This is a genomic window from Paracandidimonas lactea, assembly GCF_021653995.1.
In the GTDB taxonomy this organism is placed as follows: domain Bacteria; phylum Pseudomonadota; class Gammaproteobacteria; order Burkholderiales; family Burkholderiaceae_B; genus Allopusillimonas; species Allopusillimonas lactea.
On sequence record NZ_JAJJOZ010000010.1, the window covers coordinates 1 to 24,560 of the forward strand.

20 protein-coding genes are annotated in these 24,560 nt (G+C 58.0%); 11 read left to right on the forward strand and 9 right to left on the reverse strand.

Annotation, left to right across the window (positions count from 1 at the left end; translation table 11 throughout):
* Positions 1-40 precede the first annotated feature (40 nt).
* The 3 genes from LOL23_RS16075 to LOL23_RS16085 all read right to left on the reverse strand — a co-directional run bounded on the left by LOL23_RS16075 (position 41) and on the right by LOL23_RS16085 (position 4,876).
* Complete coding sequence (locus LOL23_RS16075; protein ID WP_237173892.1) at positions 41-784, reverse strand: hypothetical protein; 744 nt, start codon at positions 782-784, stop codon at positions 41-43.
* Positions 785-1,355: 571 nt separating this feature from the next.
* Positions 1,356-1,886, reverse strand: coding sequence for a signal peptidase II (gene lspA / locus LOL23_RS16080; RefSeq protein WP_237173893.1), 531 nt, complete (start codon positions 1,884-1,886; stop codon positions 1,356-1,358).
* A gap of 284 nt (positions 1,887-2,170) precedes the next feature.
* Positions 2,171-4,876, reverse strand: coding sequence for a heavy metal translocating P-type ATPase (locus tag LOL23_RS16085; protein ID WP_237173894.1), 2,706 nt, complete (start codon positions 4,874-4,876; stop codon positions 2,171-2,173).
* A 150-nt stretch (positions 4,877-5,026) separates the two neighbouring features.
* Between LOL23_RS16085 and cadR the strand changes: the two genes are divergently transcribed.
* The 4 genes from cadR to ssb all read left to right on the forward strand — a co-directional run bounded on the left by cadR (position 5,027) and on the right by ssb (position 9,100).
* Positions 5,027-5,437 carry a Cd(II)/Pb(II)-responsive transcriptional regulator gene (cadR, locus tag LOL23_RS16090; RefSeq protein WP_255772782.1) on the forward strand — a complete coding sequence of 137 codons (411 nt, stop codon included), beginning with the start codon at positions 5,027-5,029 and terminating at the stop codon, positions 5,435-5,437.
* Between the two features lie 1,155 nt (positions 5,438-6,592).
* A complete protein-coding gene (locus tag LOL23_RS16095; protein WP_255772783.1) occupies positions 6,593-7,120 on the forward strand; it encodes a JAB domain-containing protein in 528 nt (175 codons plus the stop codon).
* A 648-nt stretch (positions 7,121-7,768) separates the two neighbouring features.
* A complete protein-coding gene (locus LOL23_RS16100) occupies positions 7,769-8,578 on the forward strand; it encodes a DUF3560 domain-containing protein (RefSeq protein ID WP_237173895.1) in 810 nt (269 codons plus the stop codon).
* Between the two features lie 63 nt (positions 8,579-8,641).
* Positions 8,642-9,100, forward strand: coding sequence for a single-stranded DNA-binding protein (ssb, locus tag LOL23_RS16105; RefSeq protein WP_305072148.1), 459 nt, complete (start codon positions 8,642-8,644; stop codon positions 9,098-9,100).
* Between the two features lie 116 nt (positions 9,101-9,216).
* Here the strand turns inward: ssb and LOL23_RS16110 are convergent, their stop codons facing one another.
* From LOL23_RS16110 to LOL23_RS16125, 4 genes are all read right to left on the reverse strand, one after another.
* On the reverse strand, positions 9,217-9,891 hold the full coding sequence (locus tag LOL23_RS16110; protein ID WP_237173896.1) for an SOS response-associated peptidase: 675 nt from the start codon (positions 9,889-9,891) through the stop codon (positions 9,217-9,219).
* A 602-nt stretch (positions 9,892-10,493) separates the two neighbouring features.
* Positions 10,494-11,330 (reverse strand): universal stress protein, encoded by an 837-nt coding sequence (locus tag LOL23_RS16115; protein ID WP_237173897.1) that lies wholly within the window; start codon positions 11,328-11,330, stop codon positions 10,494-10,496.
* A 9-nt stretch (positions 11,331-11,339) separates the two neighbouring features.
* Positions 11,340-12,821, reverse strand: a complete 1,482-nt coding sequence (locus LOL23_RS16120; RefSeq protein ID WP_237173898.1) for a SulP family inorganic anion transporter — start codon at positions 12,819-12,821, stop codon at positions 11,340-11,342.
* A 412-nt stretch (positions 12,822-13,233) separates the two neighbouring features.
* Positions 13,234-14,475, reverse strand: coding sequence for an MFS transporter (locus LOL23_RS16125; protein ID WP_237173899.1), 1,242 nt, complete (start codon positions 14,473-14,475; stop codon positions 13,234-13,236).
* A 142-nt stretch (positions 14,476-14,617) separates the two neighbouring features.
* Between LOL23_RS16125 and LOL23_RS16130 the strand changes: the two genes are divergently transcribed.
* From LOL23_RS16130 to arsH, 6 genes are read left to right on the forward strand one after another with little or no spacing between them, the layout of a single operon-like run.
* The gene (locus LOL23_RS16130; protein ID WP_237173900.1) at positions 14,618-14,962 is read left to right on the forward strand and encodes an ArsR/SmtB family transcription factor; all 345 of its coding nucleotides are present in this window, start codon (positions 14,618-14,620) and stop codon (positions 14,960-14,962) included.
* Positions 14,943-15,446: an arsenate reductase ArsC gene (locus LOL23_RS16135; RefSeq protein WP_237173901.1), complete on the forward strand. Its 504-nt coding sequence runs from the start codon at positions 14,943-14,945 to the stop codon at positions 15,444-15,446. The genes LOL23_RS16130 and LOL23_RS16135 overlap by 20 nt, the downstream gene beginning before the upstream one ends.
* A 13-nt stretch (positions 15,447-15,459) precedes the next feature.
* Positions 15,460-16,539, forward strand: a complete 1,080-nt coding sequence (gene arsB / locus LOL23_RS16140; RefSeq protein ID WP_369414129.1) for an ACR3 family arsenite efflux transporter — start codon at positions 15,460-15,462, stop codon at positions 16,537-16,539.
* Complete coding sequence (locus tag LOL23_RS16145) at positions 16,518-17,603, forward strand: ArsO family NAD(P)H-dependent flavin-containing monooxygenase (RefSeq protein ID WP_237173902.1); 1,086 nt, start codon at positions 16,518-16,520, stop codon at positions 17,601-17,603. The genes arsB and LOL23_RS16145 overlap by 22 nt, the downstream gene beginning before the upstream one ends.
* On the forward strand, positions 17,600-18,025 hold the full coding sequence (gene arsC, locus LOL23_RS16150; RefSeq protein WP_237173903.1) for an arsenate reductase (glutaredoxin): 426 nt from the start codon (positions 17,600-17,602) through the stop codon (positions 18,023-18,025). The genes LOL23_RS16145 and arsC overlap by 4 nt, the downstream gene beginning before the upstream one ends.
* Positions 18,026-18,049: 24 nt before the next feature.
* Positions 18,050-18,808, forward strand: a complete 759-nt coding sequence (gene arsH / locus LOL23_RS16155; protein WP_237173904.1) for an arsenical resistance protein ArsH — start codon at positions 18,050-18,052, stop codon at positions 18,806-18,808.
* A gap of 121 nt (positions 18,809-18,929) precedes the next feature.
* Here the strand turns inward: arsH and mobF are convergent, their stop codons facing one another.
* On the reverse strand, positions 18,930-21,827 hold the full coding sequence (mobF, locus tag LOL23_RS16160) for a MobF family relaxase (RefSeq protein ID WP_237173905.1): 2,898 nt from the start codon (positions 21,825-21,827) through the stop codon (positions 18,930-18,932).
* Positions 21,828-22,024: 197 nt separating this feature from the next.
* Here mobF and LOL23_RS16165 point away from each other — a divergent pair, with 197 nt between their 5' ends.
* Entirely contained in the window at positions 22,025-23,203 is a 1,179-nt protein-coding gene (locus LOL23_RS16165; RefSeq protein ID WP_237173906.1) for an HNH endonuclease, read from the forward strand.
* Here the strand turns inward: LOL23_RS16165 and dcm are convergent.
* Positions 23,098-24,369: a DNA (cytosine-5-)-methyltransferase gene (gene dcm, locus LOL23_RS16170; RefSeq protein ID WP_237173907.1), complete on the reverse strand. Its 1,272-nt coding sequence runs from the start codon at positions 24,367-24,369 to the stop codon at positions 23,098-23,100. The genes LOL23_RS16165 and dcm overlap by 106 nt on opposite strands.
* Positions 24,370-24,560: the final 191 nt, after the last annotated feature.

Consider the following 24,560-nt stretch of genomic DNA (forward strand, 5'->3'; position numbering starts at 1 on the left):
TCGGGATTGCTTCATTGCGAATTTCCTTGTTATGGAAATTCTACCTTCGATCACTGCGGTTATACGGGGGGATTACCCCCCAACCCACCGTCCAGATACCTAGGAGCAGTGCGATACGGCGACGTTTTGAAGTTTTGCTGTGCTTTAAGATGGCTAGCAACAGCACAGCGCTTACTCCCACGACCAGAGAAACGCCATACACGCCGAATACCGGCGCATATCCGGCCAGCGGACTCGTGGGTGTCTGCGAGTAGCCGGCGGCGAGCCAGGGAAAGCCGGTAAAGATCACACCACGCAACCATTCAACTGCAACCCAGCAGGAGGGCAGCACAATGCCGCGCAACAGCACGCCACCATCTCGGCAAGACCACGCCGTGGCGCCAAACAACGCAGGAAACAGTGCGAGAAAACCGCAAAAACTGGCGGTAGCGATAGTTGCAAGCGGTCCGGACATGCCGCCATACACATGCAAGCTGATATAAATCCAGTTTACGCCGACGCCAAAAAGGCCGAGTCCGAAGCAGAATCCCACCACGGCGGCACGCCACGGCGTCGCTTGATTTAACACCAGTCCAAACAGTGCGGCTAGCGTCAAAATCGGTAGCGGGTAGAGCTGGAACGGCGCATATCCGAGCACTGTGAGTGTGCCTATCACCAGTGCAGCGGCGCCGGACAAGGCCGGGGCGTGCGCAATGGCAGCGGCGCATTGGCACAATTTTCCGCACCAAGCACTCACCAGATTGAGCGCCGGGCCTAAACGACTCGAACGATAGTGGTCGATCATCGTTACCTTTTCCGTTTCGAATGGTGTTTCGTGGCCGGCCTGCTGTCTCACAAATGGAGGAGCCATCTAGTTACTGGCTGGCCGCTTCCTTGATCGCTTTCAGCAACGCTGGATCCGCACGTGGTCGCAGCGGCGGCGTGGACACCGGTCAGCGCTGGGCCGCCACCTTGACCGATTTCGTTTTTGGGGGCTAGCGGACGGGCCATCCGAGTGCGAAATCAACGCAACGGCTGGTATAGACTTCCGACCAACCAAACGTCGGCTTCGTCATTATCGGCGGATATTTATCGCGCACGATGCATACGCCCGGTGCATCCTTAAACGCCATGGATAGGGGAGCCTTGTATATGTAATAGCCAGGACACCGCAGAGTCGACCGCGATACACCATGCACCGATGCGACATGCCTTGACCGGGAGCGCTTGCTCCGCCAACGCTGGCTCGGCGACCTTCTAGGACACTTTTTCGAGCAAGCCCGCACCCTTTGCCGATGTAGGCAAGCATGATGAACGGGCCGGCCATGCTAGACATAAGGCACTGCCACAGCGCCGCATAGCGACGGAGCACAAGGCTACCCACTTGGGTTCTCCTTCATTGCATCACCAGTTTGGCGTAGGCTTGCCCACAAGAGCAGCGCTGCGCCGCTCACGATACCGATATCCGCAATATTGAAAGCCGGCCAATGCCAACTGGCGACTTGAAAGTCGAGATAATCAACGACATGACCGCGCAACAAGCGATCGACGGCATTGCCGAGCGCGCCGCCCAGAATCGCGCTGTACGCCCATGCCTCCAACGATGGCAGCGGCTTTCGCAGTTCGAGGATCAGCCAAATCGAGATGCCGAACGCGAGCGCGATGAGGGGATATCGCTGCCAGCCCCCGGCGTCGGCTAGAACGCTGAATGCGGCACCGGTATTCCAAACGTGCGTTAGGTTGAAGAAGCCGGTCAGCGGAATAGACTTCCCATAAGGCATGAGCATGGATATGGCGGCCTTGGAGGCGACATCCAGTCCCAGTACCGCCATGGCAATCGACCACCAGCGCAAAGGATGCGCACGAAACGGAAAGCGTGCACTAGATTGAACGAGCTTATTCATCATATTAGTTCTCCAGTATTTGAGCCCGATCGGTACCGACATTTGCTGGAATGCGGTCACGTTCGCATCCCTAGTGTTACCTGTAGGCAGCCCCCCCAGGTGGCTGGAGCACATGCGTCAGAACAGGATTCGCTATTACGTGCGTGAAGGCTTGCTGCCGACGCCGTCGCTTAATAGCCATTCGTAGCACGCTTATTAATGCTGGTGTAATACTGATCTAAGGGACCTCAGTCTTTCTTGCCGCCGCTAGCCCCGTTTCTTGCCAGCAATCCTCTTCAGTGAATGAATTAACGGATCTGCATCGGAGCCAGTGGGCGAATTGCCTGACCTTTTTCACCAACATTACTCGCCGCTTTTGCCCCCTTGAAGCGCAGCAGACGCAACGCATTGAGTGTGACAATCGCTGTGGCGCCTGTGTCGGCCAACACTGCAACCCACAAACCAGTGAAGCCCAGCACCGTGGTGACCAGGAACACACCCTTCAAACCGAGCGCGAAAATCACGTTCTGATGAATGTTCGCCATGGTCGCGCGCGAAAGTGCAACCAGGTGGGCCACGTCTGTGACACGACTTTTCAGCAGCGCTGCGTCGGCCGTTTCGATCGCCACGTCGGTGCCGCCGCCCATCGCGATGCCGACATCCGCCGTTGCCAGCGCTGGCGCATCGTTGATGCCATCACCCACCATGGCTACCTTGACGCTGTGCTTCATCTCATCAATCAGGCGCAGCTTGTCCTCAGGCAAGAGTTCCGCTTCCCATTCCATGCCCAAATGGCCAGCGATGGCTTGGGCGGTACGGCGGTTGTCGCCGGTGAGCATGACAGAGCGCACGCCCATCGCCTTGAGCTGGGCCACGCCTTCTTGCGCGTCGTCCCTTGACTCGTCTCGTAGCGCCACCAGCCCAAGCGCTTCCCGGGTCTGCTCGTCGAACAGAACCGAAACGGTCTTTCCGTCATTCTGCATCGCCTCGATGTATGCGTGTTGTCCAGGCGAAAGGGCCGCGGCCTGAGAAGCGTAGACAGGCGATCCGATTGCCAGAGCGCGGCCGGCCACAGTCGCATGCACGGCTTTACCTGCGGTAGCGGAGGCATGCGAGGCAGCGGGGATGAGGATGTTCGCAGTTTCCGCGTGGCGCACAATGGCTTTAGCAAGCGGGTGATTGGAGCCGGCCTCTACGCTTGCGGCGAGCGCCAGAACTTCATCCTCGTGTCCTTTTGCAAAGGCGACAACGTCGGTGACTCGCGGCTTGCCTTCGGTCAGAGTGCCGGTCTTGTCGAAAGCAATCGCACTTACCCGTCCGATGGTTTCCAGGGCGTTGCCTCCCTTGATGAGCAATCCACGGCGCGTTCCCACTGCCAGGCCTGAAGCGATAGCGGCCGGTGTTGAGAGCACCAGAGCGCACGGGCAGGCAATCAGCAGCAGCGCCAGACCTCGATAAAGCCATTCCCCCCAGTCACCCCCCATGGTCAGTGGCGGAGCGACCACGATCAGCGCGGCAATGGCCATCACCGCTGGTGTGTAGTAGCGGCTGAACTGCTCAATGAAACGAGCGGTGGGCGCTTTAGATGCCTGCGCTTGTTCAACCAGTTGGATGATGCGCGAAATGGTATTGTCGGCAGCGGTTTTCTCCACGCGGACCCGGAGCACCCCTTCGACGTTGATCGAACCAGCGTACACACTGTCACCTGCCGCCTTCGCAAGAGGGATGGACTCGCCGGTCACGGGCGACTCATCAAGGCTGGACGTGCCCTGGATAATCACACCATCGGCGGACACCCGGTCGCCAGGGCGCACGAGCACATGGTCATTCACACGCAGCGATGCCGCGGGAACCTCGCGCTGCCCATCTTGCGCATCGAGTAACACGGCGGTCTTTGGAACCAATGAGGCCAAGGCTCTGATGCCGGCGCGCGCATGATCGGCCGCCATACTTTCTAATAGTTCACCGACGGAGAACAGGAAGACAACGGCTGCCGCTTCTTCAGCTTCACCAATGACAAGGGCGCCAAGCGCGGCCACGCTCATCAGTGTCTCAATCGAGAAGGGCGAACCAGCTTTGGCCAGCGAAAGCGCTTTGAGTGCGAACGGAAAAACCCCGGCAATCACCGCTGCCGCGAACACCCAGCTTCCATAATCGGGAACAAACAGCGCCATCGCATAGGCAGCGCCCATTAAAATACCGAGGCCGACGACCTGTTTGCCCTTTTTGGTTTGCCACCAACGCTTGGGGGGTGCGATTGGTTGATTGCCGCCATCAACGCCCGGTGTAGTCTTTGAGCTTGTGCTGGCAGATACGCCAAAGCCAAGGCTCTTGATGGATTTCTCGATATCGCCAACCTGAGTAGTTGAATCGGGCGCGAGCGTTAGTTCCAACTTTTCTGTGGCGAAATTCAGCCGAATATCAGAAACGCCAGGCATGCGTGCCAGAGCCGTTTCAATTTTACTGACACAACTTGCACAGTCCATGCCTTCTACCTGCATGGACACGCCCGCAGGCATGTCCTGAGGGGCGTCGATATCCGACGCAGTCTTTTGGCTTGTGCTGGCCGATACGCCAAAGCCGAGACTCTTGATGGTTTTTTCGATACTGCTGATCTGTGTGGCCGAATCGGGTGCGAGCGTCAGTTCAAGCTTCTCTGTGGCGAAGTTCAGCCGAATATCAGAAACGCCGGGCATGCGTGCCAGAGCCGTTTCAATCTTGCCGACGCAACTTGCGCAATCCATGCCTTCTACCTGCATGGAGACACTCAGAGGCATTTCCTGGCCGAGATCGGAGGCCACGCTCTTGGCGGTTGGAGCATTGCTTCCACGAGGCGTGTAACCCGCCTGGCACAAAGCAGCTTCGAGCTGTGCTCTTGTGGCCGACGAGGCGACTTGCACGCTGCGCGTGGGCGGGTCTGTGATGACTTGCGCGTTCGGATCCACCAGGTGGATCGCTTTGACGACCTTCCCCGCGCAACCGCCGCATGTCATGCCTTCGATATGAAACTGCATGAGAATTTCTCCTTTGAATGGCATCATTAGAAACCCTCAAGCGGCTTCAGAGTCAAGCGCTAGGAGAAGACTAGTCCCAATCCGATCATCTTGATTTCTCTGTGGCAAAAGTCTATAGTAGCTATAATGTTTTCGATTGATAGGATCATCATGCCAATCAAAATCGGCGAGCTTGCCAAACGTACAGAATCTACGGTGGAAACCATTCGGTATTATGAAAAGGAGGGGCTGCTGCCCGAACCTTCTCGTAGCAACGGCAATTATCGTTTATATAGCGAAGAGCACATTGAACGCCTACGATTCATTCGACACTGTCGTACGCTCGATATGACGCTGGACGAAGTGCGGACGTTGCTTAAGCACAGGGATTTTCCCAATGAAGATTGCGGCGACGTAAATACCTTGTTGGATGACCATATCCACGCCGTGGAGGTACGCGTCGCAGAACTACTGCAACTAAAGCGGCACCTCATCGCTTTGCGCCAGAAGTGCGCAAGCGCGGCACCCACTGCGACGTGCGGGATCTTGCGTGCTCTTGGCGACCATTCTTGTCATGTTTAAAAAACGCCGATTTTCGCTACAGCCATTAGCTAAGCATTAGCGATGAGCGAAGAGCGTTATCACCGCCAGTTCGGCTCAGCATGCTGCCGGTCGACCAGACCGCCTGGGATGCCCGTTACAGCGATCCGGGGAACCTTTCTTAAGCGTGCTGCAGCAAGCGGGGCAGGATGTGTCTGAAGGAGGTCGAATCTACTGCAATGTTGTTGCATGGCTGAATCGACGGAGAATCGCTAGAATCGCCGTAACATATGTATTGGGTGCCTTGGCGCCTGTGGAGTATTGAGTGATAAGTTTGTCCAGCGGCATCATACTGGTGGTCGCATTTGCGATCGCTTTTGCTATTTCCCGCCTTATCGTAAAGAGACGTGCGGCAAGTGCCGTTACGCAGGAGCGACTGCGCAATGAACAGATCAGACGAAACATGCCGCCACCTATGCCGTCGAAGAATAAAAGCAAACGGCGTCGACAAGAGCGTGCGAAGCGCTAACCCTTCCTTGCCCTGGCGAGCATCGACAACAGCTCGGGCGAATTGCTTGTCGAAGCGCTCTGCAATGCATGCAATTCGCAACTCATATCGGTGAAATTGGAACCGCGCTTCGGCGGCAGACGTTTTCGGACGCAGTACCATGCCAACTTCGCTGCAGGTCGGTCCTGGCAGAAATTGGCGAAAGACGACCAGATTGGAAGAGTCGGGTCGCCTAGTCAGCTGCGTCGCTCAACTAATTCACAGCGTTTTCGCCGTCAAGGGCAAACGTGCTCGCACGCTTGCGACCCCCCGAATAGAAAAAGAGCGAGACCGCCCATAGGCGGTAGCGGCGCTCGCCGCGCGGCCGGTATCCGCAGTTTTTCTCCATCGCCAGGGCAGCCATTGCCCTGAGTGCGTCTCCTAAAACGCCGACAGTATCACTGCACTCCTTCTGCAAGGGGTGCGCTTCGCCTGGTACTCACCCGTTCCCTTCGCTTCTCTTCGGGCTGCGGCTTGCGTGCCTGCCCCTTTCCGGTCGTCGTTCCTTGATCCAGCGCGGCAAGGCGACGAACTCACGGCAACGGTGGCACTCCGGGCCAGACGTAGTACTGCGGACACCGCAAAAACCTACAGAAGGCTCGGAATCTTCGGCCCCGGTAGCCGGGCAAACCTGAAAGGAGAAAGCACACATGAACAACAGCATCGCCGCGCTGAGCTATGACAACATGAACAACGAGCACGCTTTGTACGTGCGCAGTCCTGCCGGCCGCTACAAGCCGGCCAGCGACGAGCAGATTCTTGCCGCCGGCCGAGCGGCAGCGGAAAGCCTTATTTCTCGCTCTTCGCCGCTGGATCAGCCGACCAAGGTGAGGGCGTTTTTTCAATCCAAGTTGGCAGGTCTGGGGCATGAGTGCGCGGCATTTTTGTACCTCGATTCACGATTTAAACCGGTTCGCTACATCGAGCACGGATCAGGCACGCTGAATCAGGCGAGCGTATACCCTCGCGAAATCGTCAAAACGGCGCTACGGTTGAACGCCGCCGCTTTGATCATGGCGCATAACCATCCGTCGGGATCGCCGGAACCCAGCATGGCCGATCTGAATCTCACGAAGCATCTAAAGCAAGCATTGACGCTGATTGACGTGCGTTTCCTTGATCACGTTATTGTGACCGCGACGGAAACCACTTCACTGGCGGAACGTGGGCAAATGTAGAAATGACGGGTAGGGCGGCGGTTGTGCCGCCCTTTCTTGTCTGTACGGAAATCGGTAATAAGCATGATCTGGCGATCATGAGGGAAGCCATGTCGAGAGCCGAATGGTTCAGCCCCCGCTGTGCGCCGGTGCCGCACAGCGGGGGCTGAAGAGGAAGAACAAACATAACAGATAACAGACAAGGCTGACCGGGTCATGGTGTCCCGATCAGCCTTGTTGCTTGGTGCCGGTCGGCAAGGGAAGAGGGTAGGCGGCCTGCGGCCAAGTTGGAGCCCCAGAAAAAGGGGCTGCGGGCGCTCGCCGCGCGGCTGCCGTCCGGGGTCATCGCTTCGGCTGGGCCGCTTTTCCGTCTTCCGTGAGTTCCGTCGCCAAACACACCGACGTGTATCACTACGCTTCTTACTCCAAGGAGTTCGCTTCGCCGGGTACTCACCCGGTCCTTCCGCTTCGCTCCAGGCTGCGGCTTCCGTGCCTGCCCCTTTCCGGTCGGCGCTACATGATCCAGATCGGCACGGCGACGGAACTCACGAAAGACGGCGGCAAAGACCGGAGAGCCAGCGTAGACCCCAAACGGCGGATCTACGTCCCGGCTCAAGAATCTTCGAATCCGGTCAGCTGAAAAAGCAAACCCTCATCTGGAGAATGACCATGAATACCTATGAAGCGAAGCAGGCAGCACGTAAGGCAAGGTATGAGGCGCGCGCAGCGCAGGCGCGGCAGCAGTCCGACGCTGCCCATGAGCAAGCATGGAACATGGCGCAGGCCATCCCATTTGGCCAGCCGATTCTGGTGGGCCATCACTCCGAAGGTGCCGACCGCCGTTATCGCGCGCGTATCAGTGGCGGCTATGAAAAATCCTTTGAATTGCACAAGCAGGCCGAACACTACGCAGACAAGGCCGCAGGGGTGGGCAAGGGCGGGATATCCAGCGACGACCCGGACGCAATCGAAAAGCTCAAGGCCAAGATGTTGAAGCTGCAGGTCGCCCAGGACACCATGAAGAAGCTGAACGCCATTGTTCGCCGTCATGCCAAGGCAGACATGGGCGCCCGCATCGCCGCGCTGGTGGCTACCGGTTTGATCAGTGAAGAAAACGCCCGCAACCTGCTGACCCCCGACTATGCCGGCCGCACAGGTTTTGCACCCTACCAACTGCAGAACAACAACGCCAACATTCGCCGCATTGCCGAACGCATCAAGGCACTGGAAAAGGTGGCAGAGCGCCCCGAAACCGAACGCAGCGGCGACGGCTACACCTACCGCGAGGATCCGCAGGAAAACCGCGCCATGTTTTTGTTTGACGCCAAGCCGGAAAAAGACACACGCAACGTGCTGAAGCGCCACGGTTTCCGCTGGAGTCCGACGCGCAGCGCCTGGGTGCGGCAGTTGACCGGTAACGCCCAATGGGCCGCGCGCGACGTTATCCGTTTTCTTGACGAAGCAGCCACGCAGCAATAACCCCTTTCGCTCCGGGCGAAAGAGCGCCCGGGGCTTCACTCCGACCTAACGGGAGATATCACCATGGCATCCTTGAACCGCGTAACCCTGATTGGCAACCTGGGCAAAGACCCCGAAATCCGCTACACCGCAGACGGTGCCGCCGTGTGCAACGTGTCAATTGCCACCACGAACCAATGGAAGGACAAGACCAGCGGCGAGCGCCGCGAGGAAACCGAATGGCACCGCGTCGTTTTCTATGGCCGCCTGGCTGAAATTGCGGGCGAGTACCTGCGCAAAGGCCGCACGGTGTTTGTAGAAGGGCGGCTCAAAACCCGCAAATGGCAGGATACGCAAACTGGCGCAGACCGTTACAGCACGGAAATCATCGCTGACCAGATGCAGATGCTGGGCAGCCGCGATAACGGACAGGACGAAGCCCCCCAGGCCGCACCGGCAAGCCGCACAAAAGGACGCGACGGGAAGGCGAAGGCTGCCACTGCTGCGCCGGCAGAGGATGAAGGGGCGGATATTCCGTTCTGACCGGCTACTAAGGACGAGCGGGGCAATACCCGCCTGTCAAATAATACGGAAGGCCCGGCATTCGCCGGGCCTTCATCCGTCTGGCACAGCGCAAGGCCTGCGGCCATGCCGGTCCGCTATACCAAGCTGGACTGCCGGGGAGATTCCAAGGGTTTGGCACCAAATGCCCCCGGTGGCGGCAGCACAAAAAGCGCTGCTGCCTCTTCCTGGCTGCCGTTCAGCCATTGATCGACATCGGAAAGCGCAATCGGAATCACCGAGCGCTTGTCCTGTGCATGCGGCGGTTTGCTGGGATCCGGCTTGTGCATCCTGTTCATAAGGGGGTGAGCGTCAGCGTTGAGCGTGAGCATGGTGTAGCTTTCGACGACCTCGCCCGTTTCCCTGCTCGCCCAGGTATTCCACAGACCGGCTAGGCCCCACGGTGCGCCGTCAGTTCGCCGGAACCGCCACCATACATTACTGCCGCTTTCCCAACAGGGTTCATCGAACGATTCAGCTGGAATAATGCAGCGCTGGCCGCGCGCCCATGCTCGCCGAAAGGTGGGCTTCTGGGCGAGTTCTTCTGCACGCGCATTGTTGGTGGAGTAGGCCACCTTGGGGCTATTGGCGAAGGGTGGAATCAGCGCCCACTGACCCACCGCCAGTTCTTTCCCATGTTCGCTTGCACGGATGAACGGCCCCAGCCCGCGGGGATGCACTTGCGGCCCCCACAGCTTGGGTGGGTTCTGGCGTCCTATATGCCAATAGCGTTCAACGGCAGCTTGATCCGGCGTCACGTAGCGATTACACATGAAGGAATTCTGGCGCGTTTACGACTTGCGTGCAATGTACGCTGGTTCGTAGGCTGCGGTGCTCATGGACTTGGAATGCATGTCAGCGCAGCATACGCTGCTGATGTCGTGCAGTTCCCAGGCTGCGCCTGGGCCCCTGTCCGATGACGATGCCAGCCCGGCTCCCGGTCTGGCTGGGACTTTCCGTCCCCAAACTCGCCTGCGCTCATTTGTGGCCTTAAAAGTCCCACACATGACGCACCCCTGGCGGGGTGGGAAAAGGGTTTATGGATCAATCGTTTGCGGGCAAGCGGCCGCTTGCGCCGTCGTCGGACAGACAGAGCAACAAACCGGCGTAAGACTTTGATTTGGCAGGCAGGATTGCGACCACGTCTGTGGCCTTTTGGCGCGTAGACAGCGTAGTGCCCCTATGGCCACAACACCATGACTACAGACCGGCAGCCTTCATTCTGTACTTTGACAGCATGAAGACTGCTTGGGCAATACACGTTGACTGCATGCAGGCTGCTATGAATTTACAGGATGGCAGCAATAGAGCTACCAGAGGGCTACGTCGGAGAAACTCCTACCTCAGTGAGGCGGCAGATTGTCTGGGTTTTCGCTCAACGAAGGATCAGTACAGGCACTTTGCTTTGCCGCAAAATGGCCGTGGTAGTGCTACCCACAACCAAGTGCCGGATCCTCGAATGCCCGTAGGCACCCATGATCATCATATTGATGCTCTGCTGCTGCGCATAGTCAGCCAATGCATTGGCTGGCTCTCCGTCAAGCTGGTGAGATGTCACTTGGAACCCCGCCCCATCCAATCTCTCAGAGGCCCAGCGCAGCGCTTCCACGGCATTGCCTACCGTCACGACATGGCACTCCAAGCCGCGCAACAGCGGGCTGTCTGCCACCATCTCGACTGTTTTGCGGCCTGTCGCGCTGCCGTCAAAGGCAATCATGAAGCGTTGGGGCTCACCGAATTTTGAATTGGCTACCAGGATCGGGCGGTGCAGCGTGCGCACTGCACTCTCCAGGTTGTGATCCAATAAAAAGCGCTTGGGCTTCGCCTCATGATCGTGCTGACCGAGTACATACAGACGAGTGTCTGCCTCGATCTCGACCAGCGTTTCGATGAGTTCTCCATGACGCTGGCGTGCGCTGACCTGTTGTGTACCGGCTGCTATGCACCGCTGCTTGGCGCCTTCCAGCAGTTGCCGGCCATGTTCCCGCGCAATGATGCTGCGACGCTCATCCAGATCGGACAATTCCTGCAGAAGGGATTCTTGGGCGCCCAGCCCGATACTGCCGCTCGCATCGACCTTCGCATCGTCCTGACGAACCAGCACATGAAGGAATTCAAGCGGAGTACCCAGCCTCTTTGCCGCCCAGGTCGCATAGTCGCAGACGCTCTCGGTGTAGCTCGCGCCGTCAATACAAGCAATCACGTTGTTCATGGTGTCTCCTTAGTGTGCGGCCAGGTCGTGGTCAGCGCCGGCTTTGTCATGAACGGCATATCGGTCGACCAGAGTTGCGCTGGCCTCGTTCATGCCGATGATGTCAACGGTGGTGGCGTCCCTCCGGAACTTCAAAACAATCTTGTCCAGCGCATTGATTGCGGTGATGTCCCAGAAATGCGCGCGGCTCACATCGATCGTGATGCGATCGACGGCTTCCTTGAAATCGAACGCCGATACGAACCTGTCTGCAGAGGCAAAGAAAACCTGACCAGACACCACGTAGTTGCGACATTTGCCCTCGTCCACGAGCTCGGACTTGACCTGAAACAGCCGGCTGACCTTGGTGGCGAAGAAGAGGGCGCTAAGCAGCACACCCACGAAAACACCCTTGGCCAGGTCATGCGTCGCAACGACCACGATGACGGTTGCCACCATGACGATGCTGGAGCTCTTGGGGTGAGCGCGCAGATTACGGATAGATTCCCAACTGAAGGTGCCGATGGACACCATGATCATCACGGCCACCAGTGCAGCCATGGGGATTTGTTTTACCCACGGCCCAAGGAACACCACCATAATCAGCAGAATTACGCCGGCCGCCAGCGTGGAGAGCCTGCCGCGGCCGCCGGATTTAACGTTGATGACCGACTGCCCGATCATGGCGCATCCCGCCATGCCGCCCAGCAGACCGGAGGCAATGTTGGCGACGCCTTGGCCGGCGCATTCCCGGTTCTTGTTACTCGGCGTGTCAGTCAGGTCGTCCACGATGGTGGCGGTCATCATGGACTCGAGCAAACCGACGATTGCCAGGGTCAGCGAGTACGGGAAGATGATGGCTAGCGTTTCCCAGTTCAACGGCACCTGCGGCAGCAGGAAAACCGGCAGGCTGTCTGGCAGCTCACCCATATCTCCCACAGTACGAATATCCAGGTCCAGCATCATTGCGATTGCGGTGAGCAACACGATGCAGACGAGAGGAGAGGGGACAGATTTCGTGAGGTAGGGGAAAAGGTAGATGATGCCCAGGCCTGCGGCGGTCATGGCATAGACCACCCAGGTGACATTGGTCAGCTCGGGAAGCTGGGCCATGAAGATAAGGATGGCCAGCGCATTGACGAAACCGGTGACGACCGAGCGCGATACGAAACGCATCAGGCCGCCCAGCTTCAGTACACCGGCCAGAATCTGGAACACGCCAGTCAAAAGGGTCGCGGCCAACAGATACTGCAGGCCGTGCTCCTTGACCAGTGTGACCATCAGAAGCGCCATGGCACCGGTGGCAGCCGAGATCATGCCCGGCCGGCCGCCAGCAAAAGCGATGACAACTGCAATACAGAAGGAGGCATACAGACCCACTTTGGGATCTACGCCGGCGATGATGGAAAACGCGATGGCTTCAGGGATCAGCGCGAGCGCGACGACGATACCGGCGAGCAGGTCGCCACGGACATTGGAAAACCAGTCCTGGTGCAGGGATTTAGTTAGCATGGGCACAAGAAAAAGCATCGCTCTGCCGCAAGCGTGCAGCAGAGCCGACATAAGTCGGAAATATTGGGGAAGACGAAGGTCGAACCAGCAGCGCTTGGTGCTGGAACGCAAACGAAACTACCGACTTAGGGCGGACTCAGTCGTTGCCGAGCTGCCTTGTAAATGGCATGATCCGCTTGGCGGGCGATGTTTGCTCGAGAAAGAGGCACGGACAATCCCGCCCACGCAGGGGCGACATCTCGGACGGATGAGGAAAGACTGTTGTGCATAGCGGCATTATACCTTGAGGATAAAGGCGGTTTCTAATTGACCTGTACCAGGGTGCATGCCGGTTTTGCAGGCGCAGTTGGCAAGAATCCGCTTTTTAGGAGGATCTCCGTCAGGATGAACTCCATTGGCTGAGCGCATTCCATCAGGTCTTATGTGCAGATTCATGACGACCTATGGGCAAGCGCCACGTCACCACTACCCCGACTAACGCCAAGGTGGTGAGTGTGGTCAACAGGATCGTCGGCCGCAGTTCGCTGAGCAGCATCGCCATCATCAGAGGAGCAATGGCTTGGGCAAAAAGCATGGGGCGCGCCAGTAGGCCCATACGGGTGCCATATCCTTGAGGCCCGAAAAGGACTAGTGGAAGCGTGCCGCGCACGATGGTAAGAAGGCCATTGCCTGCGCCATATAGAGCCGTTGCAACAAACGCCAGAGCAAGGTCCGCCGCAGCCAGGAGGGCGAGGCCGAGAAAGCAGAGCAACACGGCACCACGCGCGGACCATGTCGGATGAAGCGATCGCCAAAGGGAAAACTCCAACAGTCTGGCGACCACCTGTGATGGGCCGATCATCATGCCGACGGCCAATGCCACAGGCGCAGCAAAGCCGAGCTGGCCAAGGGCATCGAGCAGATGCACGGAAAGGCTGGACATAACGGATGACTGCAATGTGAAAAGGATGGCGACTAGCACGAAAAGGTATCTGGCTTCCTTGATCACCTCGGCCGGCTGTTCAGCTTGTTTTGTGGGCTCGACTTCGCTATTGCGCTGCTGCTCGCGAGGGATCAACAGTAAATACAGCGGCAACCCTACCGCCAAATGCACACCAGCCAGCGCCAAGCAGGTATCGCGCCAACCCAGTTCAGCCTCCAGGCCCGTGATGGCCGGCCAGGCCACCGTACTGGCAAAGCCGCCCATCAGCGTCACGCCTGTCATGGCAGTGCGAGAGTTATCCCCAAACAGCCGTCCCAGCGTGGAAAAGGCGGCGTCATACAAGCCGCTGGCCATGGCCGTTCCCAGGATGGTCCATGCGAGGAAGTAAACAAGCAGGCTTGGCGCCAAGCCCATCAGGGCCAGTCCTGCTGCCAGCAGTAGAGAGCTGGTGGCTAATACGGGACGGCCACCGAATCGATCGATTAGCCGGCCCGCGCGGGGCGCGCTGAAACCGGCCACCAGCAGCCCCCAGGAAAGCCCTGCGACTACGCTACCAAGTGACCATCCGCTTTCACGTGCAATCGGCGCGGCTAGTACAGCAGGCAAGTAAAACGTGCTGCCCCAGGCGAGTATCTGGGTGAGGCCGAGCACGCTGATCAAGCGAACAGGGGCGGGCGAGAGAGTAGGTAAAAGAATGCGCACAAAGCCTGCCTTGTTGTTAGGACTGGTCACGCCAGCTGTCACTGCCACTCTTCGTGATTTGATGAGCTAGTAGGGGCGCCAACGCTGCTTTCACCGCGACGGCAGCGCTCGATGATGCGTCGCTTGACGGATGATACTTGTTTAGATTCCATATTTCGACGATAATGAAAATATGGAATCCAAAGACATCATCCGGGTGTTGTCGGCGCTTGCCCAGGAATCGAGGCTGGCTGTTTACCGATTGCTGGTACAGGCCGGGCCAGAAGGCCTTCCGGCTGGGCGCATTGCCGAACTTGCCCATATCCCTCCCTCATCGCTGTCCTTTCACCTGAAGGAGCTTTCCCATGCAGGGCTGGTGTCCTCGCGTCAGGAGAGCCGCTTCGTGATCTATAGCGCCAACTATCCCACCATGAATGCCGTGCTGGGATACCTCGCAGAGAACTGCTGCGACGGTATTTCGTGCGTACCAGCCTGCGATCCCACTGAGAGTCAGTCAGATGAACGACAAAATCTATAACGTCCTAGTGTTGTGCACGGGAAATTCCGCGCGAAGCATCATGGCCGAGGCGCTGATCAACACCATCGGTAAGAGACGGTTCCGTGCCTACAGTGCCGGTAGTCACCCTGCTGGCGCCGTGAACCCCTTTGCCATTGAGCAGGCCAGGCAGGCGGGATACCCCACTGATGGTCTGCGCAGCAAGAGCTGGGATGAGTTTGCCGGGCCCGATGCCCCGCACATGGACTTCGTCATTACCGTTTGCGATAACGCGGCAGGTGAAGTTTGCCCGGTATGGCCTGGTTACCCGATTACGGCTCACTGGGGATTTGAGGATCCGGCAAAGGCGGGGGGCACCGACGAGGAAAAACGTCACGCGTTTGCCAAGGTGTGCCGCCAGATTTCCACCCGCGTGCAGCTCTTTTGCGCCTTGCCTATCGACAAGCTCGATCACAACGCCACCAAGCGCGAAGTAAACCAAATCGGCCAGCTACCCAAAGACTAACGCAGGAATTCCCGTGCAAACCCGACGCCTATCCTTTCTCGACCGCTATCTAACGCTCTGGATCTTCGCCGCCATGGCGCTGGGGGTGCTTCTTGGCACCATCTTCGACGGACTGCCGCAATGGCTAGAGAGCCTTTCCGTCGGCACGACCAACATTCCCATTGCCATCGGCCTGATACTGATGATGTATCCGCCGCTTGCGAAGGTGCGTTACGAGGAGCTTCCCCTGGTGTTCCAGGACAAGAAGGTTCTTGCGCTCTCGCTGGTACAGAACTGGGTGATCGGGCCGATCCTGATGTTCGCGCTAGCGGCGTACTTTCTGCACGACTACCCCGCCTACATGACAGGGCTTATCCTGATCGGCCTGGCGCGCTGTATTGCCATGGTGCTGGTGTGGAACCAGCTTGCCTGCGGCAGCAACCAGTATGTGGCGGCACTGGTGGCGTTCAACTCGATTTTCCAGATCGTCTTCTTCAGCGTCTACGCCTGGTTCTTCCTCGATGTGCTGCCACCGGTCTTCGGCTTGCAGAGCAGCGTGCTGGACGTCAGCTTCTGGACCATTGCGAAAGCCGTTCTGGTCTATCTGGGCATTCCTTTCCTGGCGGGGTACCTGACCCGGCGCTTTCTGGTCAGGGCGCGCGGCGAAGCCTGGTACAACGATACCTTCATCCCGCGCATCAGCCCGATCACGCTGATTGCGTTGTTGTTCACCATCGTGGCCATGTTCAGTCTGAAGGGCGGCTCGGTGGTCGAGCTGCCGCAGGATGCGCTGCGAATCGCCGTGCCCCTCGCACTGTACTTCGTGATCATGTTCGTCGTCAGCTTCATGATGGGCAAGCTCATCGAGACCGACTATCCGCGCACCACGGCGCTTGCCTTCACTGCAGCGAGCAACAATTTCGAGCTTGCCATCGCCGTAGCCATCGCGGCATTCGGCCTGGCGTCCCCGGTGGCGTTTGCCACGGTCATCGGGCCGCTGGTCGAGGTGCCGGTGCTGATCGCCCTGGTGCATGTAGCATTGTGGCTCGGCAGACGTTACTTCACCTCCACAGCGCCCCTGCATGGCAAGGCATGCACGACATCGACGTCGTGATCGTAGGCAGTGGGCAGGCAGCACTGGCCACCGCCTACTTCCTGCGCCGCACCGGGCTGTCCTTCGTGCTGCTGGATGCCGAAGAAGGGCCGGGCGCGGCGTGGCGGCATGGCTGGGACTCGCTGACATTGTTCTCACCGGCACAATGGAGTTCACTGCCGGGCTGGCCCATGCCGTCTACCGACGGCTATCCCTCGCGCGACCACGTCATCGACTACCTGGCGCGTTACGAGGCGCGCTATGAACTGCCTATCGTGCGGCCGGTCTGGGTGCGGACTGTTCAGCGTGATGACAGCTTTTTCCTGGTCGAGGCCGATGATCGCCGTACGTGGCGCTCGCGCGCAGTCGTCAGCGCCACCGGCACCTGGCGTCATCCCTACGTGCCTGCCTATCCCGGCCAGGACAGTTTTTCGGGTGCGCAGATCCATTCGGCGCACTATCGGCGCCCACATGCTTTTGCCGGGCAACGCGTGCACGTGGTGGGCGGCGGCAATTCCGGTGCGCAGATCATGGCCGAGATGGCGGGCGTGGCGCAGGCTACCTGGGTGACGCCTTCCGACCCGGTCTTCTTACCGGAAGAGGTGGACGGGCGCGTACTGTTCGAGCAAGCCACCGCGCGCTGGCAGGCCATGCAGCAAGGCTTGCCTGCACCCGAACGGAGCGCAAGCTTCGGAGACATCGTGATGGTGCGTCCAGTGGCTGCAGCGCGTCAGCGAGGCGCCTTGCAATCCGTCCGGCCCTTCGCAAGCTTTACGCCAACTGGTGTCGTATGGCCCGATGGCAGGCAAACGGATGTCGATGCCGTTATCTGGTGCACTGGCTTTTTGCCGGCCCTCGGGTACCTGAGCCCGCTCGGAGTGCTGGGCGCCGATGGCAGAATCGCCGTCGACGGCACTCGCGCAGTGGCCGAGCCAGGATTATGGCTGGTGGGCTACGGCGACTGGACTGGCTTTGCTTCTGCCACTCTGATTGGTGTCATGCGTTCGGCACGCAGCACTGCACAGGAAATCGGGGCGAGGCTGTCGATCGACAGCCATCTTCAACCACAAGGAGTCTCGCAATGAGCGATGTCATCATCTATCACAACCCCAAATGCGGAACCTCGCGCAATACGCTTGCACTGATCCGCAATGCCGGCATCGAGCCGCAGGTGATCGAGTATCTGGCCACCCCACCAGACCGCGACACGCTCAGGTCACTGATCGACCGTGCGGGTCTGGCGGTACGCCAAGCGCTGCGCGAGAAAGGTACGCCTTACCAAGAGCTCGGCTTGGATGACACATCGTTGACTGAGGATGCTCTTCTCGACGCCATGCTGGCGCATCCCATTCTCATCAACCGACCCTTCGTCGTGACGCCAAAGGGCGCGCGCCTGTGCCGGCCATCCGAGCTGGTGCTCGATATCCTCGAGCAGCCTCAACGTGGCCCGTTCAGCAAAGAGGATGGCGAAGTGGTCATAGACGAACACGGAAAACGTGTACGCTGAACCCGCACGCTTGGAACATTTATCATGAAACAATTCACCTCGCTGCACGACACCACTCTGCCTGCTCTGGACGAGTCTCTTTTCGATATCCCCACCCATGAAAAGCTGGGTGTCCCGATCGATGCCGATCATCCTCCGCGCATTTTGTTGCTCTACGGCTCGCTGCGCGAACGGTCGTACAGCCGGCTTCTGGTCGAAGAGGCTGCCCGTATCCTGCAGCGCTTGGGCGCCGAAACCCGCATCTTTGATCCCCATGGACTGCCGCCGCCCGACAGCGTGCCGGCCGACCACCCCAAGGTGGCCGAGCTGCGCGCGCTGTCACAGTGGTCAGAGGGGCAGGTATGGTGCAGCCCCGAGCGCCATGGCACGATCACCGGCATCTTCAAGAGCCAGATCGACTGGCTGCCGCTCGAAGTCGGCAGCGTCCGGCCAACGCAGGGACGTACGCTGGCCGTCATGCAAGTCAGCGGTGGTTCGCAGTCGTTCAATGCTGTGAATGCCTTGCGCGTGCTGGGCCGCTGGATGCGCATGGTGACGATTCCGAATCAGTCGTCGGTAGCCAAGGCGTTCCAGGAGTTCGACGAGGCAGGCCGCATGAAGCCGTCGGCCTATTACGAACGCGTCGTGGACGTAATGGAGGAACTGGTGAAGTTCACCCTGCTTGTGCGCGGTCGTTCTGACTACCTGGTCGATCGCTACAGCGAACGCAAGGCAGCCGAAGCGGAGGTGCTGCGACTGGCAGAGGCTGCGATGGCACACGAGCGCGCGACCGAGCAGACATAGTTCAACAAAGCATAAGCAGCGGGTGAGCAAGGTTTTCGCTGGCGCCAAACCCTCGACTTGCCAATGTGAGGTTGAATGAGATAGAGCGCGCAGGGCCGGAACTGATGGGTGTTCTTGGAAATCATCCGATGTCGAGCTCAGACTCCGCTTTCAGGGTGACGGTGCCAAGCTCGTTCTTTCCATGCTCCAGAGCGGGTCTCGCCATTGGCTGCAGGTCATGCGCCAGCCCTTTGTATGTCAGCCGATCCACGCGTTCAGGCAGTTTGGATGCATCATCCGTGAATACGACGACCTCGTGCCGCTCGCGTGAAATGCTGACGTAGTAGGTATCCTGGGCGGTAGTGCGGCTGAAGCTTTCGGCGTTGTACAGCACTCGGTCGCAGGTCAGGCCCTGAGCACTGTGCGCGGTGGTCGTGTAGGCATAGTCCATGTTTAGCGGTCGATCTGTTGGCAGTTGAACGTGGCGGCCGTCGGTTTCGATAGTGACGCTTGCCGCACCGACGGCCACGATTTTCGCCAGTTGGCCGTTGACGAGATCGTTGCTGGCATCGTTGCGCGTGATGCGGACATGGTCGCCCACAGACAACTCTGCCTGGTTCACGTGGTAGACCGATAGTTTGCTCATGGTCTTCGGGATGATTTCTATGGGCTGCATATGTGACGGGCCGGGCTGGATAGGTTGGACGGTAATACGGTCGTGGTGTGTGCTGCCGGTGACGCGGTACAGTTCGCCGCGCTTTAGCCCGCACTGGTAGTCCCGTTCAGGGACGACGATATCGCCCACGGTGTAATACCGGGCCACGCTGCGTTCTGCACGCGTAGTGTCATGACGAGACAACAGTTGGCATTGCTGTCCTTTGCCTTCCAGGCCGAGTAGAACGTGGATCCGTTCATTGATGTCGATGCGTGAAGCATTGGTGCCGGTCACTACGATGGTGCCCGACCGTTCCGCCGCCGAAAGCTGCGTATAGGTTTGAGCAATGGCATCATATCGTGCGGAACTGTCCCGGCTTTTGTGGCCATGCTCATCGATGCTGAACTGATCTGGGATAGTGCGTATTTGATTCAGGAACGACAGGGATCGGCTGGCGTGGCCCTCGGCTGCCAGCTGCACCGCCTGGCGTAGACGTTCTGAGCGTTGCCGCTGAATGTCGGCCATCAATACGGTTTTCATGCCGTGTTCCTGCAGCATGGCAAACGCACGGCCCGCTTCGATGGCCTTGGTCTGGGCCGTGTCTCCCAGCAAGACCACTTTGGCGTCTGTCGGTTGAATGAGGGCCAGCAGCCTGTCCATCTGTCGCACGGGCACTACACCGGCTTCGTCAATGACCACAACAGATTTTGGCCCCAGGGTGTCGAGGAAGGGACGTTTGTCGGAAGCGGCGAGCACCGATGCAATGGTGTTGGCAGGTATGCTGTCTTTCCGCAGGTTGCGAACCATGTTCCCGTAGGGCGCGAGGGCCGTCATGGTGTGTCCGTGCTTTTGCAGGATGGTCTGAGCGTTTTGCAGAGCGAATGATTTGCCAGTGCCAGCCAGACCCTGGATACCAGCGATTTGATCAGAGCCGGTTGCAATCAGCATGACAGCCTCGCGCTGGCCTGGCGTCAGATGTGGGTACAGGCCGCTTTCGGTACTGGTGCTGGCGATCGTGGCTTGCCAGGCACTGCGGCCCGCTTGTTCGGCGTCGAGTACTCTGGATTCGGCCTCGAAGGCTTTGCGGGTCGCATAGTGTGGGCATTCCATCAACAAGCGTCCTTCGGCGATGGCTTGATCAACTAATTTCAGCGCAGTGCCATCGGACAACCCGCGCAGGCGCATGACCTCTACGGCCCAGCCCTTGCGTGTCATGGGAAGGGCGCCCCTGTCCTGGGTGCTGCGGTAGTGAGGTGCTCCCCGTATAAGGGCGCCGGATGCCACACGGCCTTGGATGGCGGTCTGGATGGCCGTGATGTTTGTATGGCCACCGGCGTGGCGAATGGCGCTTTGCAGCAGATCAGCCAGTGGCATGACGGATTCCCTTTCGGCCAGATGCCGAATCGCCCAGTCCAGCGAGGCTTGAGCTACTAGGTCAGATGGCTGTTCCAGTACCTGTGGTGGTTGTTGATCCGCTTGGTGTCGGGCACTGTCAAACTGCATTCCGATGGCTACTGCGGCGTCGCTCCATTGTTGGTGTAGTTCTGTGCGCCCGAGTGCCTGGGTTTTCTCCTGCCGGCGGGCCAGGGTGATGCCCTGACGCAGGGCATGAGGCGCATCTTCACGACTGGTCCCGCGAGCTGCCAGTTCAGCCGTGATACCGGCACTGCGCTTACTGAAAAACTCGATCTGCTCACGGCTGATATGGGCCAGTTCAATATGGTTTTTTTCATGGCGAACCGCGTACCCCAATACCTGAACATTGCGTTCCAGCTCTGCTTGATAGATCGAATCGGTGACGCGAAGCAGCTTGAATATTTCTTCATTGGACAGCGACACCCAATCGCCGTCGGCCCGCTGGGTCAGGTTCATCAGTAGGGCATGGACGTGCAGATGGGGGTCGGGGACAGCGCCTTCGGTGGGGCGGGCGGTCTCGTGGCGGAACTTCGCGATGATGAGGTTGCCCGTGTGCTCCACCCTTGACTTGCCGTTTTCCTTGCGGCGGCCCATGGTCAGATGCTGCTCGACATAGGTGAGGGCAGCAGCGACCGCTTTATCATTGGCGTGAATCAGGCGCTCGTCGCCACCAATCAAGGCCTGCAGGGTGATGCTCTTGGGTGCGCCGAAGGTGAGATCGAGCGCCGCCCGTGCCTTGGCAACCTTGCGGATCGACCGGCCAGCCGTGACACTGCGGCCAAAGTCGCCCTGCAGCATGGCTTTGAAGCGGGCTGGTTCGATTTCACCGATAGCGCCCAGGCGTCGAGCACCGTCCCCCTGCCAGGTGGCGGCGCCGCCGTCTCGGCTGTAATAGTCGTCGGCCTGGTCGGCGTAGTAATGAGTGGCGAGAGACGCGCGGGCGCGATAGATCTGGCTGTGCGAGATCATGGGAGGACTCCGGGAGATGAGAGGGTGTGAGAAAGTCGCCAGCAGAGCTCTTGAGTGGTTGGTGGCTTTAGTTGTGCGGCAGCTTCAAGGTATGCGGCATGGCGCAGCCAGTCGGCGTCCGGTAGAGCGGGCACTCTATTACCACCGGCTTCTGTCGTAAACTCTTACTCATACAGACATCCAGATATGGGGACGCAATGCGGATCGCGTTAAGAACAAGCGGCGGGAGAGGGGAATACGAGGTGGCGGGGAGCCATGAAAACATAAAAGTCCATGACATCTTGAACCGGCAAATCACCCTAGAAATTATTCCCGGCTTTAGGCTTCACACAAATAACTTCGTTCGCCATAGTCAGGGAAAGCCCCGCATAAGGCTGGCTGATGCCCATGAAGATAAACATATCTATCTGATACTGTCGGCGCTGTTGCTGCTGCCTAAACCGAAGAGAGAAATCGGAGCTACGCCTGCGGGAAAGCTCCAACTATATAAGGATAATTTCTCTGTTTTTTCTGTCTTGTTCGACATAGTCGAGCTTTCAGAAAATGAGCTTGTGATTAGTCCAACTCAAATGATCTTGTCGAACTCATCATCGGACTATGTCCGACTGGATGTTATTGAGCGCTTCAAGATGGTTATGCAAGCATGGGAAGGCGCATTGGACGGTCAAAGCGCAGTGGCCGAAACACTTGGGCGGCATCGGGAGGCTTTTCACTCCGTCAATGTGAGAGGAATACTAACAGCCTGTGAAGAGCTACGGCTAATGAACGTAGAGCAGGATGATCCGCTGCGTTATGCCACACGTGCTCTTGAACTGCCAAATCTGGATGAATTTATGTGGATGGGCGTTCACGCCACCGAAACCGAAGAAGTGATGGGGCTCGGCGAAGAGAATCTTGAAGATTTGATGGAGGCGGCGCGCAACCGCGTCAAATCATGGAGACTGCTAGCAGAGCGGGGCTCGGACGGAGCAAGATTCAGCAGAGAGGTGAAAATGAACTATCGGAATACTTGCCTTTTCACAGGATTCCGTCTGCCTAAAACAGATTTGACCGGGCCGGCGGGGGTTGATGCAGCCCATATACTTCCATGGGCTGAATACGATCTGAATAAAGTCAGCAACGGCCTATGTCTAAGTAAGCTTTGTCATTGGGCTTTTGATAATGGGATCATCAAGCTTGACTTCAACGACGCGGCTTCACGTTACGAATTATCAGTATCAGAGAGGGCAAAAGAGGCCGACTCTAAAGGTCTAATCGACTTAACGCCTTTCTACGATATTGAAGGCGACATTTCTGCTTCGCTATTACCGAGCTCCAGAGCCAACTGGCCGAACCCTTCATTTTTAAAGGCGTACAACGAAGCAATGAATCGTTGATCTTCTTCTGGAACGTCTCTGGATTCTAAATACTGTCGGATTCGCAGCGCAAGCCACTCGGCAACCGGAGGCGTCACAGCGTTGCCCAAGGCATGGTAGCGAGCCGAATCTAGGTCATCAGCACTGAGGTCCGTATGGGACGGCAGCGTCCATCCTTTGGGAAAGGCCATTACGCCTTCGCATTCGGAAGGAATTAGTCGGCGAACTGCTCCAATTTTCGGATAGCAGACATAATTTCTGCTCCAGTCTGTGCCCGTGTGGCGCGCAGAGGTTGCATACAGACAGTAAGCAAGGGCCTGGATTACGGGACCTTCTCCGCTAGGATCTCCAATGATTTCCTGAAATGAGGCCGCAAGTTCCTTCCCATTCGGTCTGCTCGACGGAGTATCCCCTTCGCCGCGTTCGGACTCAAAAAGTATTTCTCCGGGACCGCGCCCGTCTCCACGACACCCGACAATGTAGACCCTTTGCCTTGACTGGGGTACTCCGAAGTATTTGCTGTTAAGAGTACGCCATCCGACAGAATACCCGAGCTCAGCCAACGTCGAGAGCACGATGCCAAAATCTTTTCCTCCGTGGGAACTGAGTAGGCCTGCAACGTTTTCGAGAAGAATAACTCTGGGCTTGCTTTCTCCAACCAGTCGAGCAAACTCATAAAACAATCCGGACTTGCTGCCTCTAAGTCCTGCGCGTTTACCCATTCGAGCAAGAGAGAGGTCTTGACACGGGAACCCGCCGACCCAAACGTCTGAAGAGGGGATTTCATGGCTTTCAATTTTCGTAATATCGTGATGTAGAGGAGTGTTCGGCCAATGCTTCTTTAAGATCGATTGGCAGAAGGGTTCGACTTCGCAGTGCATCGAAATCGAAAATCCCGCCGCTTCAAAGCCGATATCAAATCCGCCTATTCCCGCGAAAAAAGACGCGACAGAATACGGGGATGGATTGGTTGAACGGATGCTTCCGAGAGGCCCCGAAGCCCTGCTGCTCTTATCTTCGCTCGGCTGTTGTTGAGCGAATCTTCGTATCCGCTCAATATCGGCATCCGAGAATACGCGCCAATTATTGCGGTTACGAGCAACATCCTCGACTTTCCCACTGAGAAGCCATCGCTTGAGGGTTATCGCAGAAATGCCAACAGCTTTGGCTGCTTCGTTAAGAGTCATAGTTCTGAATGCTGTCTATCTGTATATGGTGGGCGAAACCCGTATCAACCCGTATCATACAGGAAAAATGGTTCGCCTGCGGCGGTACGAGGGTGGCAGTCACAAGCTTAAGCTGTACTGCTCCTCGAATACCAGGAGGGAGGTGACATATACATGTCATGTACGTTTTTGGGACGGTAACTTACAAGAGA

Coding starts and splice junctions, on each gene's coding strand:
- mobF (WP_237173905.1), bottom strand. CDS start 21,827: ATGATCTCGCACAGCCAGATCTATCGCGCCCGCGCGTCTCTCGCCACT.
- LOL23_RS16115 (WP_237173897.1), bottom strand. CDS start 11,330: ATGAACAACGTGATTGCTTGTATTGACGGCGCGAGCTACACCGAGAGC.
- dcm (WP_237173907.1), bottom strand. CDS start 24,369: ATGACTCTTAACGAAGCAGCCAAAGCTGTTGGCATTTCTGCGATAACC.
- LOL23_RS16110 (WP_237173896.1), bottom strand. CDS start 9,891: ATGTGTAATCGCTACGTGACGCCGGATCAAGCTGCCGTTGAACGCTAT.
- LOL23_RS16120 (WP_237173898.1), bottom strand. CDS start 12,821: ATGCTAACTAAATCCCTGCACCAGGACTGGTTTTCCAATGTCCGTGGC.
- LOL23_RS16100 (WP_237173895.1), top strand. CDS start 7,769: ATGAATACCTATGAAGCGAAGCAGGCAGCACGTAAGGCAAGGTATGAG.
- arsH (WP_237173904.1), top strand. CDS start 18,050: ATGAAACAATTCACCTCGCTGCACGACACCACTCTGCCTGCTCTGGAC.
- cadR (WP_255772782.1), top strand. CDS start 5,027: ATGCCAATCAAAATCGGCGAGCTTGCCAAACGTACAGAATCTACGGTG.
- lspA (WP_237173893.1), bottom strand. CDS start 1,886: ATGATGAATAAGCTCGTTCAATCTAGTGCACGCTTTCCGTTTCGTGCG.
- LOL23_RS16145 (WP_237173902.1), top strand. CDS start 16,518: ATGCACGACATCGACGTCGTGATCGTAGGCAGTGGGCAGGCAGCACTG.
- LOL23_RS16130 (WP_237173900.1), top strand. CDS start 14,618: ATGGAATCCAAAGACATCATCCGGGTGTTGTCGGCGCTTGCCCAGGAA.
- LOL23_RS16165 (WP_237173906.1), top strand. CDS start 22,025: ATGCGGATCGCGTTAAGAACAAGCGGCGGGAGAGGGGAATACGAGGTG.
- LOL23_RS16135 (WP_237173901.1), top strand. CDS start 14,943: ATGAACGACAAAATCTATAACGTCCTAGTGTTGTGCACGGGAAATTCC.
- ssb (WP_305072148.1), top strand. CDS start 8,642: ATGGCATCCTTGAACCGCGTAACCCTGATTGGCAACCTGGGCAAAGAC.
- LOL23_RS16085 (WP_237173894.1), bottom strand. CDS start 4,876: ATGCAGTTTCATATCGAAGGCATGACATGCGGCGGTTGCGCGGGGAAG.
- LOL23_RS16075 (WP_237173892.1), bottom strand. CDS start 784: ATGATCGACCACTATCGTTCGAGTCGTTTAGGCCCGGCGCTCAATCTG.
- LOL23_RS16095 (WP_255772783.1), top strand. CDS start 6,593: ATGAACAACAGCATCGCCGCGCTGAGCTATGACAACATGAACAACGAG.
- arsC (WP_237173903.1), top strand. CDS start 17,600: ATGAGCGATGTCATCATCTATCACAACCCCAAATGCGGAACCTCGCGC.